14 protein-coding genes and 1 pseudogene are annotated in these 14779 nt (G+C 61.3%); all 15 read left to right on the top strand.

The genetic code is table 11. The features are described 5' to 3' along the window. Positions 1-19 precede the first annotated feature (19 nt). The 15 genes and pseudogenes from ACR9Y2_RS37425 to ACR9Y2_RS37355 all read left to right on the top strand — a co-directional run bounded on the left by ACR9Y2_RS37425 (position 20) and on the right by ACR9Y2_RS37355 (position 14709). Positions 20-643, top strand: coding sequence for a CGNR zinc finger domain-containing protein (locus tag ACR9Y2_RS37425; RefSeq protein ID WP_435047024.1), 624 nt, complete (start codon positions 20-22; stop codon positions 641-643). A 533-nt stretch (positions 644-1176) separates the two neighbouring features. Continuing rightward, positions 1177-2481 (top strand): RHS repeat-associated core domain-containing protein, encoded by a 1305-nt coding sequence (locus tag ACR9Y2_RS37420; protein WP_435047023.1) that lies wholly within the window; start codon positions 1177-1179, stop codon positions 2479-2481. Positions 2482-2690: 209 nt separating this feature from the next. Beyond that, positions 2691-2915 carry a hypothetical protein gene (locus ACR9Y2_RS37415; RefSeq protein WP_435047022.1) on the top strand — a complete coding sequence of 75 codons (225 nt, stop codon included), beginning with the start codon at positions 2691-2693 and terminating at the stop codon, positions 2913-2915. A gap of 25 nt (positions 2916-2940) precedes the next feature. Further along, the gene (locus ACR9Y2_RS37410; protein ID WP_435047021.1) at positions 2941-3873 is read left to right on the top strand and encodes an RHS repeat-associated core domain-containing protein; all 933 of its coding nucleotides are present in this window, start codon (positions 2941-2943) and stop codon (positions 3871-3873) included. Then, complete coding sequence (locus ACR9Y2_RS37405) at positions 3874-4326, top strand: hypothetical protein (RefSeq protein WP_435047020.1); 453 nt, start codon at positions 3874-3876, stop codon at positions 4324-4326. A 2010-nt stretch (positions 4327-6336) separates the two neighbouring features. Beyond that, on the top strand, positions 6337-7011 hold the full coding sequence (locus tag ACR9Y2_RS37400; RefSeq protein WP_435047019.1) for an RNA polymerase sigma factor: 675 nt from the start codon (positions 6337-6339) through the stop codon (positions 7009-7011). Positions 7012-7026: 15 nt separating this feature from the next. After that, a pseudogene (locus ACR9Y2_RS37395) lies at positions 7027-7122 on the top strand (hypothetical protein); the annotation flags it as partial. Between the two features lie 36 nt (positions 7123-7158). Beyond that, a complete protein-coding gene (locus tag ACR9Y2_RS37390; protein ID WP_435047252.1) occupies positions 7159-7719 on the top strand; it encodes a hypothetical protein in 561 nt (186 codons plus the stop codon). A 9-nt stretch (positions 7720-7728) separates the two neighbouring features. Continuing rightward, the gene (rsmA, locus tag ACR9Y2_RS37385; protein WP_435047018.1) at positions 7729-8475 is read left to right on the top strand and encodes a 16S rRNA (adenine(1518)-N(6)/adenine(1519)-N(6))-dimethyltransferase RsmA; all 747 of its coding nucleotides are present in this window, start codon (positions 7729-7731) and stop codon (positions 8473-8475) included. A gap of 80 nt (positions 8476-8555) precedes the next feature. After that, complete coding sequence (locus ACR9Y2_RS37380; RefSeq protein ID WP_435047017.1) at positions 8556-9617, top strand: NAD(P)-dependent alcohol dehydrogenase; 1062 nt, start codon at positions 8556-8558, stop codon at positions 9615-9617. 3 nt (positions 9618-9620) lie between these two features. Beyond that, a complete protein-coding gene (locus tag ACR9Y2_RS37375) occupies positions 9621-10634 on the top strand; it encodes an AraC family transcriptional regulator (protein WP_435047016.1) in 1014 nt (337 codons plus the stop codon). A gap of 13 nt (positions 10635-10647) precedes the next feature. Then, positions 10648-10989: an ArsR/SmtB family transcription factor gene (locus tag ACR9Y2_RS37370; protein ID WP_435047015.1), complete on the top strand. Its 342-nt coding sequence runs from the start codon at positions 10648-10650 to the stop codon at positions 10987-10989. A 40-nt stretch (positions 10990-11029) separates the two neighbouring features. After that, positions 11030-12490: an alpha-L-fucosidase gene (locus ACR9Y2_RS37365; protein WP_435047014.1), complete on the top strand. Its 1461-nt coding sequence runs from the start codon at positions 11030-11032 to the stop codon at positions 12488-12490. A 5-nt stretch (positions 12491-12495) separates the two neighbouring features. Further along, positions 12496-13623, top strand: coding sequence for a serine hydrolase domain-containing protein (locus ACR9Y2_RS37360; RefSeq protein WP_435047013.1), 1128 nt, complete (start codon positions 12496-12498; stop codon positions 13621-13623). A 51-nt stretch (positions 13624-13674) separates the two neighbouring features. Continuing rightward, the gene (locus ACR9Y2_RS37355; RefSeq protein WP_435047012.1) at positions 13675-14709 is read left to right on the top strand and encodes an aldo/keto reductase; all 1035 of its coding nucleotides are present in this window, start codon (positions 13675-13677) and stop codon (positions 14707-14709) included. Positions 14710-14779 lie beyond the last annotated feature (70 nt).

The raw sequence follows: 14779 nt of genomic DNA, 5'->3' as shown, positions 1-14779 counted from the left end.
AACCGTGTAAAATCGGATCATGCGGTTAGATGTGACGGCCGTCATGGACACCGGCCATTACACATATCAATTTGTCGCCGGAAACCTTGCCCTCGATTTCGTGAACACGGTCGCATATCGAGCGGATCCCGGGAAGAAGATCGACCATCTGCAATGTGCCGCGGAGGTGCGCCAGTGGGCGAGCGAGGCTCAGTTGCCGGATCGGGCTGCAATCCACTCTTGTCCCCTGATGGGGACCGCGGCACTGCGGCGCATCCGCGCAGTCCGCGAACAACTGTTTGCGGTTTTCCATGCAATCGCAATCGATGACCCGATCCCGGCAGACACACTGGCCCAGGTTGGGAATGCGTTGCACGATTGTTGCGCCAAGCGCTGTTTGGCCCTGCAGGGAGCGGATGTTCGCTGGACTTGGCGGCCTGCTGCGCGGTGTACAGACTATCTCCTCCATCCCGTCCTAGTGGCAGCAACCGATCTTCTTACCTCGGATGCCCACGGTTTGGTCCGTCAATGCGAAGATGCAGGCTGCGGCTGGCTCTTCTTGGACCGTTCCAACGCCCGCAAGAGGCGGTGGTGCAGCATGGCGGACTGTGGCAACCGCAATAAGGCCCGCCAATACTACCGGCGCGAGGCCGGCTTGCTCTAGACAGGAGACCGGCTCAACGTCTGTACCGGTCTCGCGGCTATCCCCCGGAGCAATCCCCCGCATCGCGGAGTATTCCAGATCACCGCCAACCAGCCGAAATCCCCTCATCCGTGGGGCAACCGCCCTCATCCGTGGGGCAACCGCCCTCTTCCGTGGGGCAAGCGCCCACGCTTGCGGGCCGGCAATCGTGCCGGCCATCTTCTCCGAAACCACAACCCCAGTCCACCCAAAGCCCCCAAACCCAATCAGAGCCCCTCCTCCGTGGGGTATGCCCCCAGGCTTGCGGGCCGGCAGTCGTGCCGGCCTTCCGCCCCCCAGTTTCCCATCAACGGGAACATCAGAAGGAATTGGCCTCATAAGCCTGACCTGCCCGAGGCATCACCCCTCCGCGAACCCAATGGCAACCACGCCATCCGCTGGATCAATCCACTGAATCATGGAGAATTCCAGATCAACACCAAGGAGATGGTTTATCCGCAAGACCAATTTGGGAACCGAGCAGTAGTCCATCTCCCGCCACAGGAGTTCCGCAGGTGGCGCAGGACATCACTTCACTGGTGACGGGGTTGCTGACGAAGTACCCGGATCCTGTGAGCCTGCAAACTGCGGGGAAGAACCAATGGGCCGCTTCTGGTGTCGATGCTGCCGGCAACGGATCCCTCCCCGCATCGAGTGGCGATCCTGTCGACTTGGCGTACGATGGAGAGAATCGGATGCTGAGCGGCAGGACCAGCGCAAGCGGAACAAGGTCCGCCGAGTACGACGGAGAGGGGTACCGGGTCAAGCGGACTGTGAGCGGTGCGACCATAGTGTACGTGTATGACGCACAGGGCGGCTTGGCGCAGGAATATGGCGCAGGTTCAACCGCGAGCGGCCGTCAGTATCTGATCCCGGATCATCTGGGCAGCACGCGCCTGATGAGGTCCAACAGTGGTACAGTGCGATCGAGAACCGATGACTTCCCCTTTGGACAGGAAATAGAGGCGGACACCACGAATCGCACGGCAGCACTGGGCTACCAAACCAAGGCGGCCGCGGACGCGGACTGGCAGAGGGTGCGGTTCACCGGCAAAGAACGGGATGCCGAGACCGGACTCGATTACTTCGGGGCTCGCTACTTCAGTGCGGCGCAGGGGAGATTCACATCACCGGACTGGTCGGAGGATCCCGAGCCGATACCGTATGCTGACTTGGGCGATCCCCAGACGCTCAATTTGTACGGTTACGTTCGCAATAATCCCCTTGCGAGAAACGATCCTGATGGGCACTTCTGGCACATTGTGGCAGGGTCCGGAGGTGGATACTTGGCAGGTGCAGGCTTTGAATTGGGTAGGCAGTGGATCAAGGGAGAAAACATTGACCTTCAAAAGGTCAATGCAAAGGGCGTGAATGGCGCGATCTTCGGCGGTACGGTCGCGGCCACCGGTGGGTTAGGGCTGTTGGGGACCGCTGGAGCCTACACCGCCGCCAGTGTTGTGGGCGGAGCGACGGAGAGGGCGATAGACGGGGATTCTAGGACGAAGGTGCTCGATAAGAAGGCCGTAACGGTCGATGTGCTCACTGGGGTGGCGACTGGGTTAGTGGGAGGGGCCGCGAAAGAGTTGGCCAAGGACAGTATAGCTGCCACATCAAAGCAGGCGACAACCAGAGCTGAGAGCCTCTTGAAACAAGCTGTTGAATCCGGTGATCCTGCCAAGATCGCGAAGCGCGAAGCCCAGGCTGGGGCCGCGCAGCAAAGCATCAATAATCAAGCTACGGCCGCTGCTGCCGTACAGCGAACCGTCGTGAAGTCTCCTGTCGGTGCAGTCCTGAAGCCGAAGGAAGAGCAGCAACCGTGAAGGGATTACCTGGCTCCGGTCCCGCCCCCGAGTCCTTTGATGCTCGGTACGGCACTCCATTCAGGCTTGCGCTCTCTGCGCTTGCTGCCGCGGCAACTGCTATTGTGGCTGGCGCTGCCCTCACAGACTTGAGCGGACCTGCTGACGCTGAACCTATGTTCACCATCACAGCTGTTCTGTTCTCGCTTCTAGTCGGTGGATTGCTACTGGTGATCTGGAGGACCCGAATCTGCTTCACGAAGGACGGCATCCTCTGCCGCGGTCCGTTCCGCACGGTCCGGCACAGCTATGCGGATATTGCCACCGCGGTCCAAAGTCACCAGAAAGTGGATGTGCGATTCACGGACGGATCTTCTCTCACCGCTAATCGGCACATGGCGGAGCTATCGAAAGTAGTGGAACTGCTGGCTTCCAGGGCACAGGGGAAAAGGTGACAGACGCGTTCATGATTGAAGCTGCATGGGTAGGACAGCTTGGCGCGGTGTCGAAAACGCGCAAGTGCTGCGCGTGGCCGTCCAATCCACGGCTATGACGTACCCGTCCCGCGAACTTCGGCCGGAGGGTACACCGTCCACGCCGCATTCCACCGGCAAAGAACGGGATGCGGAGACGGGGTTGGATTCCTTTGGGGCGAGGTACTACAGTGGGGCGCAGGGGAGGTTCACGTCGTCAGACGAGTTTACCGGCGGCATCGTAGATCCATTCACCGGCCAGCAGGTCGGCCAACCTGGCCCCTTGCCGTACGCGGACATCACCGACCCGCAGACTTTGAACAAGTATGTTTACGTTCGGAACAACCCGCTTCGCTACATCGATCCGGATGGGCATGACTTTTGGGACTACGTTAAGCGCGCGATAAACGCATTCACGAGCGACGACACCGCTGGCGGAGGTCGCATTGATGGGGGAAATGGAGATTTTCAGAGAGGCCAGGCAATCGGCGATGCCGTCGCAACTATTACCGGCACACTCGAAGCTCTGGGCGGCGGGGCTGAGACCATCGTAACATCACCAGCCGCGGCAACGGGCGTCGGTGTCCTTGTCCCAGCCTCGGGTGCGGCAGTCGCAGCCCATGGAACCGTGACAGCAACCGTTGCGGGTGGGCACCTTGCAAATGCAGCGTTTTCAAGTTCAAAGCCAAGCCTGAGCGATCACAAGGAAGCGCTGGGCAAAGTTCATGCTGAAGTTGGAAAGCAGCCGAAGGGTGAACCGGTCAAGTTTGGGGGTCCACAGGCCGGCAACAAAAAAACAGGGTATCGGCTTGATCCTGCACATCCTAATGCCAAACAAGGTACTCCCGAGACTCAGACACACTTCAACTGGTGGGACTTTACAAAAGGGAAAAGGAACAAAGGCGCTGTCCCTGTTGGCAAACCTGAGGGGAGTCAATAGATGGAGTTCTTTAAGATCGAAAGTCTTTTACGAAAGAATCCTGGCGCCTTGCCGCCTCAGTTCGCGTCGTTGACTGAAGACCAGGAGCGAGAGGTAATAGATAGATTACTCTCCAGCGCTGGCCGTCCAGAAGGGCCGCCTCAAGTGGTCCTTACGCATATCCTGCAACAATCCAAACCGCTAGCCGGCGTGGACCTTGACAAACAGGAAATCGACTTGAGTCAGGTATTTGAAAAATGTGGCGTTGTCCCGAGGCCAACGATTTATGTGGAATGGGGGCCGCTTCGGGAGATCGACCGCTTCCAAACGGAAGACCTAATTAAGCATTTTTATGATGTGTGGTACCCGAGCGCGGATGATATAGAACTGTTCGACGAAACATTCAGCTGGATAGTATTTGTGCGCCACTTCGGAGGCGTGCAGGTGTGGCGTCCTTCATCCTCGGGCGCATAGCTTGTCCGGAAGCAATCTGTGGCCGGGGTCGAGAGCAAGAGGGTTACGACCCGACTCAAGAGTCCAACCGACTTGAGCCTGGGGCAATTGTAGAGGACTGGGAGTGTATCCTGCAAATCCGGGGTGGCGATCCGCTCCGCGTCAGTTCGTGTGGGGTCCGGTGACGCGTATGCGTCTCAGCTTCCCATCCTATGCGCATTCCGACGAAGCCGATCACCGATTCCAATCTGATGGCGATCAGGATTCCAAGGCATGCCGATCACTTTCGGAGCGAAGCGACGCTGGGTTGTTCATATCATCGTGAACTCATCGCGTTCAGTCAATCAATTTGGTTTTGAGCGGGAGTAGGGGTGCGGGGCGAGGGGCGGCGTTTGAGCCCCTTGCCCCGCTCAACAATGGAGAAACCTACTGGACGGCGCCTCTTCACGCACACTCCCTCCCGGCCTTCGGGCCGCGCTTCTGGCGCATCGATTCGCCCTGCAGTTCGATGCGGTGGGCGTTGTGCCCTCTTGAATGGCCGGACCGTCGAAGGTCTGAATTAGATGCCCTTCAGCCTGACCCGTCCCACCGCGAATCACCAGAACTGACCCTCCAATTGGGCGTAATGCCCCAGGAACACAGCCAAACCCGCCCGGCCCTCTCTCCAATTCCATCGGTCCGCCATACCCCGAGCCCAAAACGGAGGCGCCCACCCTACGAGCAGACCTATCTCTGCGCCAAATCCCACAAAAGTACAAAATAGTCTGCAATCAAGAAGGCAAAAACCTCGCCGGGACGGGTACCACTGTCCCCGATTTCTCGCCCACCCCAGCCGTTCCCAACAGCGCCCACGCCCCTCCCCTCCGCACGACTCGCCCGGAATCGCCCAACCAAGGCCAATCCCGACGCTCCTGAGGACGCCCGCAGCCGCACAAATCCACGCACACCCCACCCGGCCGCGGCAGTTCTCCCCCATTTTGCCCATGAGGCCAGATGCGGTCCGCGCCCAATCAAGTATATTCGCTGCCTGTTTTCATCGTGTTGCCGACGCATGCTCCAAAACATGGACTATCCATCCGTACGATGCGGGCGCACGAATCTCGGGCTCTCTCGCGATTCGGCCGGGTCTTTGAAATCCAAACCGCCGCCCCCACCGGCCGCACCTCGATCGCGGGCGTTCCTCTCTCTCATCCACGCCAATGGACTCTCCAAAAATCCGCATGGAATCTCTTGCCGCGAACGCCCGCCCGGCCGGACCTTGTCAGCGAAGACGGAATTTGAGTGAACAAACCCACTGCGGCCCCGGAGGTCCTTCCTGGCAGCTTCCCCTCTCCGTGGTCGAACAAACCCACTACGCTCCGGAAGCCTCTCCGCCCCAGACCCGACCGCAACCTATTCAACTCTCCGTGAGTGATCAAAGCCACCACAGTCCGGAAGCCCGTCCGCCCCGACCCCTCCTGCAACCCATTCCTCTCTCTGTGAGTGATCAAAGCCACCACAGTTCGGAAGCCCGCCCGCCACGGACCCAACCGCAACCCATTCCGCTCTCCGTGAGGGATCAAACCCACCACAGTCCGGAAGCCCGTCCGCCACGGGCCCTCCCGCACCCCATTCCTCTCTCCGTGAGTGATCAAAGCCACCACGGTCCGGAAGCTCTTCTACCCCAGCCTTCTCAGTCCCTTTCCACTCTCCGTGGCTGAACAAACCCACCATAGGAATCCGATTGTGATCCCCGTAAACTCACCCCGCTCAACCGCGCGTCTACCTCTTCCGAGCCTCACCGCACCTTGAGGAAGACAACTAAGACCAACAAAATCTGCAACATAAGCCACAATGGAAAAACGACCGGGCCCGTCGGCCCTCCGATCCCCCCTTACTTCTATCCGTCCGATCGCTCCGTACTCAGCTCCGCCCGCTGGAACCCTCCACTAGTACCCCTAAACCCGTCAGGAACTTTTTTCTTCGCCGGGGTGTCTCTATATACAACGGCGCTGATGTGAACGGCGCTACAATGGCTCTGCGGAGGCACCCATGGAACCGGCTCCAAACATGCCAGAGCTCGGTAATGAAGTGGCTCCCCCGGAATGGCCGGGGTGGCCCGACGAGGGGTGTCTTCTCGAGAGTCTTCGGTCTGGTTCTGAATCAGCTTACGAGGCTCTCCTGGAACGCTTCCAGTTGCCGGTCTTTAATCTGGTTCAACGCCTTATTGACGACTCCAGCGAAGCGGGCGACGTCACTCAGGATGTATTCCTGAAAGTCTTTCGTAACGTCACTGCCTTCCGCGGCCAAAGTTCACTGAAGACCTGGATCTACCGCATTGCGGTCAACGAGGCGCACAATCGCCGCCGTTGGTTCGGTCGCCATAAACGCGCCGAAGTAGGTCTGGAAGCCGAAGGTGATGGCCTGGGCTACCTCGATCACCTGAGCGATGCCGCTCGCTCGCCCTACGATCTCGCCCTCAATGAGGAGTGGAGATCGGCGATCGAAAAAGCCTTGGAAGGCTTGAATCCTGTGTTCCGGTCGGCTGTTGTGCTACGGGACCTCGAGGATCTGAGCTACGAAGAGATTGCCGACGTCCTTGATGTCTCGCTCGGCACGGTAAAGTCCCGGATCCTGCGCGGTCGCGAATCGCTCCGCAAGGCTCTGGTTGAACAGTTGGAACCGTCCAGGGGGTTGCACTTCACCCCTCAGACGGCCGCCGACTAAGAGGTCTGGATCGTTATGGACTGCCAACAAACAAGGTTGATGCTCTCCGCGCTCCAGGACGGCTGTGTAGTCGAATCTGAGCGGCGACTGCTCCTCTCGCATCTCAAACACTGCGCTGGGTGCTCCCTGCTCCAGGCGGAATTGGATATGGTCCGGCAGTCCGTGCGCTCGGTCAAACCCCGGCCCATGCCGTCCCATGTAGCCCTGTCCCTGCGCGCCCTGGCTTCCCGCGAAGCGTCCCGCCGCCGCCGCTATGTCGATCTCCGTACCTGGGTCCGCCACTTCGGAGAACACGCCGCCCTATCCATCAATAACCTGATGCGGCCCATCGCCCTGCCTGCCTTCGGTGGCCTGGCTTCCGCCGTCTTCCTGTTCTCCATGGTCATGACGAACTTCCAGGGCATCATCGTCAGCCACCCGAACGACGTATCCATCGCCATCGCCACCATGCCCTCCGTCCGGGCCACTTTGCTGGATATGTCCGAAGCTGAGATCACCGTCGATGTCTTCGTCGACGAACAGGGCCGCGTCATCGACTACTCCTTCCCTGACGGCTACGGCTCCGCCAATACCGCCAGCCAGCGCCGCAAACTGGAGAATTCCCTGCTGTTCATGGAATTCAATCCAGCCACCACGTTCGGCATGCCCACTTCCGGGTGGGTCCGCGTGAAATTTACCGGCCGCAGCCAGATCGACGTCAAGGGTTAGTCTCCACTCTTGGGCCGCCCTCTAGGTCAGCATTTTCTCTTTCAGCACTCGATCCTCGCTCGCATCGCCGAGGCCGCCTGCCCCCAGCAGGTCGGCCTCTGCATCGAGATCGGCCCCGGGCCCGGCGGCCTCACCGAGTTCCTTCACCCCCGCGCTAAACGCCTCATCGCCGTCGAACTCGACTCCACCCTCGCCGCCAAGCTTCGCGAACGCTACACGGAAAACCCCACCGTCGAAATCGTCCAGGCCGACGTCCTTTCCACCAATCTCGCCCAATGGGGACCCGCCACCGTCTGCGGCAACCTGCCCTACTACATCACCTCTCCCATCGTCGAACAGGTCCTCGCCATGGGTCCTGCCCTCGAACGCGCTGTCTTCCTCGTCCAGAAGGAAGTGGCCGACCGCCTCGCCGCCCCCCACGGCAATCGCGACTACGGCTACCTCTCCGTGGCCACCCAACTCTTCTGCACCGTCGAACGCCTCTTCCTCGTCAAGCCTGCCTCCTTTAGGCCGCCTCCCAAGGTCGATAGCGCCGTCGTCCGCCTCACCCCCCGGCCGTCTCTTCCCGTCGCCGACACCAAGGCCTTCCTGCGCTTCGCTTCCGCCTGCTTCCGGCAGAAACGCAAGACCTTACGCAACAACCTCTCCTCCCATTACCCGCCTGACCTCGTTGCCAGCCTGCCCGAAGCCGGCCTCCGCGCCGAACAGCTCAGCCTGCCCGACCTCATCCGCCTCTTCCACGTCCTCAACCCCTAATCTCTACACTGGCGCACTTTGCATAGAGCTTGGCGCGTTCTGCATGCGGCAAATCGCGCCTTACCCTTTACCTTGGATACATGCACGACGTCAAAGCTTACTCCGCAGTCAACCAAACCTCTCCTCTTGCCGCTGCTTCCATCCCGCGCCGCGAACCCACCACTAACGACATTGAAATCGAAATCCTCTACTGCGGTGTCTGCCACTCGGACCTCCACCAGGCTCGCAACGAATGGCACAGCACCCTCTACCCTTGCGTCCCCGGCCATGAAATCGTCGGCCGCGTGAAGAACGTCGGTTCCGATGTCACAAAGTTCAAGGTCGGCGACCTCGCCGCCGTCGGTTGCATGGTCGACTCCTGCGGCGTCTGCCCCGAATGCCAACAGCACCTCGAACAGTTCTGCGAAAAAGGAGCCACCTGGACCTATAACGGCACCGACAAATACACCGGAAACCAGACGTTTGGCGGCTACTCCGAAAGCATCGTCGTGGACCAGGGCTTTGCCCTTCGGGTGCCGGCCAATCTCGACCTCGCCGGCGTCGCTCCGCTCCTCTGCGCCGGTATCACTACTTACTCGCCCCTTCGCCACTGGAAGGCGGGTCCCGGCAAAAAGGTCGGCGTCGTCGGTCTCGGCGGCCTCGGCCATATGGCCGTCAAGTTCGCCAGCGCCTTCGGCGCCCATGTCGTCCTCTTCACCACCTCTCCTAATAAGAAGGACGATGCCCTCCGCCTCGGCGCCCACGAAGTGGTTCTCTCCCGCAATCCTGAAGAGATGGCCGCCCACGCCGGCAGCTTCGACTTCATCCTCGATTGCGTCTCAGCCGATCACGACCTGAACGCCTACCTCCAGTTGCTCAAGCGCGACGGCACTCTCACCCTTGTCGGTGTACCCGAAAAGCCGCTCCCCATTGCCAGCTTCAATCTCATCCTCGGCCGCCGCAGCCTCTCCGGTTCGCCCATCGGCAGCATCCCGGAGACCCAGGAGATGCTCGACTTCTGCGGCGAACACGGCATCACCTCCGACATCGAGATCATCCCCATTCAGAAGATCAACGATGCCTACGACCGCCTGCTCAAGCAGGACGTGAAGTACCGTTTCGTCATCGATATGGCTAGCCTGAAACAGGAGACCTCCGCCTGAGCTATGGCCAAACGCTTTCGTGTCAATTCGCTCCTTGCAGGCAAACTGGAAGAACTCGGAGTGCCGCCCGCCGCCGTCCTCAGGCAGGCGGGCCTGCCCTCCGGCCTTCTGGAACACCCCAAGCCATCGGTCAGCACCGAGGAGTTCTTTGCCTTCTGGCAGGCGATCGGGGCCGTCAGCCAGGATCCCGCCATCGGGCTCAGGATCGGCACTGAGCAGCGCATCGAGCGCTACGACCCCATCGCCATCGCCGCCCTCTACGCCCCCAACTTCGCCGAGGCCCTGCAGCGCATGGCCCGCTACAAGCAGCTCACCTGCCCGGAAGAGATCCGCATCGTTACCGATGCCCGGGAAACCAGCGTGCAATTCCTCTGGTTGCTCGCCACTGCCGCCGAGCCCTCCCTTCTGGTCGACCTCTGCTTCGCCTGGGTCGTCACCATCGGCAGCCGCGGCACCGGAGCGCAGTTGTCACCGGCCCGCCTCCGCCTCGCCCGCGCCCGCGATGGCCAGACTCACCTGGAGCAATACTTCAATTGCCCCATCGAGTACGAGGCCGGAGAGAACGCCATTTTCTTCCATAACGAAGACCTGGCCCGCCCCTTCCTCACCCACAATGCCGAATTGTTCTCCATGATCGCGCCCCAGCTCGAACAGGAGCTGAACCAGCGTGATGCCGAAATCAGCTTCCTGGAACGGGTCCGTACGACACTCAAACAGCAACTCGCCGGCCAGCGCCCCACCGTCCACATCCTGGCCCGGGCCCTCAACATGAGCGTCCGCTCCCTGCAGCGCCGCCTCACCACCGACGGCTCTAGCTTCCAGCAGGTCCTCGAGGATGCCCGCCGCGAACTGGCCCGCCACTACCTGGTCCACTCCTCCCTGGAATTGAACGAAACGGCCTACCTGCTGGGCTACGAGGACGCCAACTCCTTCGTGCGCGCCTTCCGCTGCTGGGAAGGCACCCCGCCCGCCCACTGGCGCGAACGGCAGCGCGCCGAGCGGATTCCATGCTACTGATATCATCGAATTAGTGGCCGCTCCACAGAACGATCCGACAGCCCGCTTCGCTGACATGCTCGCCGCCCTCGGCGCCGAGCCCCGCCTCCGCATCCTGCGCCTGCTGCTCACCGCGCACCCCGGCGGCCTCGTCGTCGGCGACATCCAGGCTGAACTCGGCATCCCTCCCTCCACCCTCTCCCACCATCTCGAGAAGCTCAAGAATGAGGAACTCGTGAAGGTCCGCCGCGAAAGCACCTTCCTCCGCTATACCGCCAACACCGAAGGGCTGAAGGAGATGCTCGACTTCCTCTACGCCGAGTGCTGCACCCGCAACAACGTCATCGCCCCCGGCGACATTGCACCGGCCCGTTAATCCCTCAGCGCCGCGAGCCGAGAGAGGGAATAATGGACACATGCAGAAGTTGGCTCTCTTTCTGTTTGCATCCTCCACTGTCTTTGCACAGACCTATCAACCCAATTGGGAATCCATCGACAAACGGCCCACCCCGGCCTGGTTTCAGGACGCCAAGTTCGGCATCTTCATCCACTGGGGCGTCTACTCCGTGCCTGCCTACGCTCCGGTGATTCCCGGCAAACTCGCTTACGCCGAGTGGTATTGGAACGCCATGACCAATGGCCAGAAGCCCGGCGCCAACGCCATTCAATCCGGCACCTGGGAATACCACAAGAAGATGTATGGCGCGGACTACCCCTACCAGAACTTCGCGCCCCAGTTCCGGGCTGAGCTGTTCGACCCCGACCATTGGGCCGACGTCTTCCATCGCTCCGGCGCGAAGTATGTCGCCCTCACTTCCAAGCACCATGAGGGCTTCACGCTCTGGCCCAACAAGGAGGCCTCCGCCACCTGGGGCCGGCCCTGGAACGCCGCCGAGATCGGGCCCAAACGCGACGTGCTGGGCGACCTCACCGAAGCCGTCCGCCGCAAGGGCCTCAAGATGGGCTTCTACTATTCGCTCTACGAGTGGTACAACCCCCTGTGGCTCACCGACAAGCCGCGCTACATTCGCGAACACATGTTCCCCCAGTTCAAAGACCTGGTGAACCGTTACCACCCCGCCATCATCTTCAGCGACGGCGAGTGGGACCTGCCCTCCTCTGAGTGGCATACACCGGAGCTCATGGCCTGGCTGTTGAACGAATCGCCCGTCAAGGAAGAGGTGGTCATCAACGACCGCTGGGGCAAGGACAGCCGCCACAAGCACGGCGGGTATTGGACCACTGAGTACACGCCCGGCATGAGCGGCATGGACCATCCCTGGGAAGAGAGCCGCGGCATGGGCTTCTCCTACGGCTACAACCGCGCCGAGAACCTGTCCCATTACCACTCCGGCAAGGAGCTGGTCATCATGCTGGTCGACCTCGTCAGCCGCGGCGGAAACCTGCTTCTCGACATCGGCCCCGATGCCGACGGCACCATCCCCGTCGTGATGGAAGAGCGTCTCATCCAGATCGGCGACTTCCTGCGCGTCAACGGTGATGCCATCTACGGCACGAAGCCCTGGACCACGTCGCGCCAGTGGAGCGCCGGTGAAGTGCCCAAGGTCGAGTACAACAAGGAGTACGAGACCGCCTATGACCTGTCGAAGCTGGTGGCCAAGCCCGCTGCCGGTAAGGCTTCCATCGATGCCTTCTTCACGGTCAAGGGCAACAACGTCTATGCCATCATGCCCCGCTGGCCCGGCCGCCGCTTCGTGCTGCAATCGAAGGCGGCACTGAAGCCCAAGGCCGTGGAACTGCTCGGCGGCGGCGCCCTCAAATGGCAGCCCACCCCCGCCGGCCTGGCCATCACCCTGCCCGACGTTCCGGAAGACCTGATGCAGCAGCCCGCCTGGGTCATCAAGGTCAGCCAGTAACCCAAATGCTCAAACACCTACCCTGGCTGTTGCTCGTGCCCGTCCTGGCCATGGCTGCCGATGATCCGGTTGCCGCCCGCCTCGACGCCGTCTTCGCTCCACTCGTGCAGGGCCGCTCTCCCGGCCTGGCCGTGCTGGTGCGCCAGGACGGCCGGACCCTGTTTCAGCGAGGGTACGGTGTGACGGATCTCCGTTCCGCTACGCCCATCGACCCTGAGACCAACTTTCGCCTGGCGTCCTTCACCAAGCAGTTCACGGCCATGTCCGTCATGCTGCTGGTGAAGGACGGCAAGCTCCGCTACGACGACCCGCTCACCAAGGTCTTCCCCGACTTTCCGGCCTATGGACAGGCCATCACCATTCGCCATCTGCTGACACACACCTCGGGCCTGCCGGACTACGAGGAAGTGATGGAGGCCGGTGCGCAGCGCTGGACGGCGCAGGACCAGATCCGGGATGACGAAGTTCTAAAGCTCCTCAAAGCGCAAACCAAGGCCCGGTTCGCCGCCGGAACCAGTTGGTCGTACAGCAACTCCGGCTACGTTGTCCTTGGCCTGGTAGTCGCCAAGGTGTCCCGCATGCCCTTCGGCGAGTTCCTGCAGAAGCGCATCTTCGCCCCGCTGCGTATGGATCACACCCTCGCCTACCGCGCCGGCAGCAACAACATCGTCCACCGCGCTTACGGTCATTCGAAGCAGCAGGACCACTTCGTCGAGCGCGACCAAAGCTCCACCTCCGCCACGCTTGGCGACGGCGGCATCTACTCCAACCTGACTGACCTAGCCAAATGGGATGAGGCGCTCGCCCGCAACACCCTGTTGGACGCGTCGGCGATGAAGGAGGCCTGGACCCCGGCCAAGCTGGCTAACGGCGCACCCACTCGCTGGCCGCGGGAGAAGAACGAGGACAACCTGAACCCCGGCAAGCCGGTCTCCTACGGATTCGGGTGGTTTCTCGATCCCTACAAAGACCAGAAGCGCATGTGGCACACCGGCAGTACCACCGGCTTTCGGACCGTCATCCAGCGTTTCTCCCAGCACAAGCTGACAGTCATCCTCCTCTGTAACCGGACCGATCTCGACGCGGCACAGCTCTCACTGAAGGCGGCAGACGCCGTGTTGGCCGCGCATTAAGACAGACCGTTCCCGAAGCGTCGTCCGCGCCTGCCGCATCTATTCAGGGGAATGGAATACAGACAGCTAGGCCATTCCGGCCTCAAAGTCCCAGCCCTCAGTTTCGGTGCGGGCACCTTCGGTGGTACCAACGACTTCTTCAAAGCCTGGGGCGATACAGGCGTACCTGAAGCCAAGCGGATTGTGGACCTCTGCCTCGACGCCGGCCTCAATCTTTTCGATACGGCCGATGTCTATTCTGATGGCCACTCGGAAGACATCCTGGGCAAGGCCCTTGAGGGCAAACGCAACCAGGTCCTCATCTCCACCAAGGCCACCTTTGCGATGGGCAAGGGACCGAATGACCTGGGCTCCTCCCGCCATCATCTCACCGAGTCGCTGGAGGGCAGTCTGCGCCGCCTGGGCACGGACTACGTGGACATCTATCACATGCATGCCTTCGACGCCACGACGCCCGTCGAAGAGACGCTGGCCACGCTCGACGGCTTCGTCAAGAGCGGCAAAGTCCGCTACATCGCCTGCTCGAACTTCTCGGGCTGGCACCTCATGAAGTCGCTCTCGGCCTCGGAACGCTACGGCTGGGCGCGCTATGTGGGCCATCAGGTCTACTACTCGCTGATCGGCCGCGACTACGAATGGGAACTGATGCCGCTGGCGTTGGACCAGAAGGTCTCCGCGCTGGTGTGGAGCCCGCTGGGCTGGGGCCGTTTGACCGGCAAGATTCGGCGCGGCCAGCCGCTGCCCGAAGTCAGCCGCCTGCATTCGACTGCGGAAAAGGGACCGCCCGTGCCGGATGAGCACGTCTACAACGTGGTGGACGCGCTGGATGAAGTGGCAAAGGAGACGGGCAAGACTGTCGCGCAGATCGCCTTGAACTGGCTGCTGCAGCGGCCCTCGGTTGCCACCGTGATCATCGGTGCCCGCAACGAAGAGCAGCTCAAACAGAACCTGGCCGCCGCCGGCTGGAACCTGACGCCGCAGCAGGTGGAGAAGCTGGACAAGGCCAGCCAGACCCAGAAGACCTATCCCTACTGGCACCAGGTCCAATTCGCCTCGCGCAACCCGCTGCCTGTGCCGCAGTACTGATCCCGTTTGAAGGGCGGGTCGAGCGGCCCGCCCTCTGATAAACTCAAAGTGCGCTGACCAACTGGCAGCG

The organism is Paludibaculum fermentans (assembly GCF_051172195.1).
GTDB lineage: Bacteria > Acidobacteriota > Terriglobia > Bryobacterales > Bryobacteraceae > Paludibaculum > Paludibaculum fermentans_A.
The sequence above is the reverse complement of the archived record's forward strand: the minus strand, read 5'-3'. Positions and strand labels throughout refer to the sequence as shown.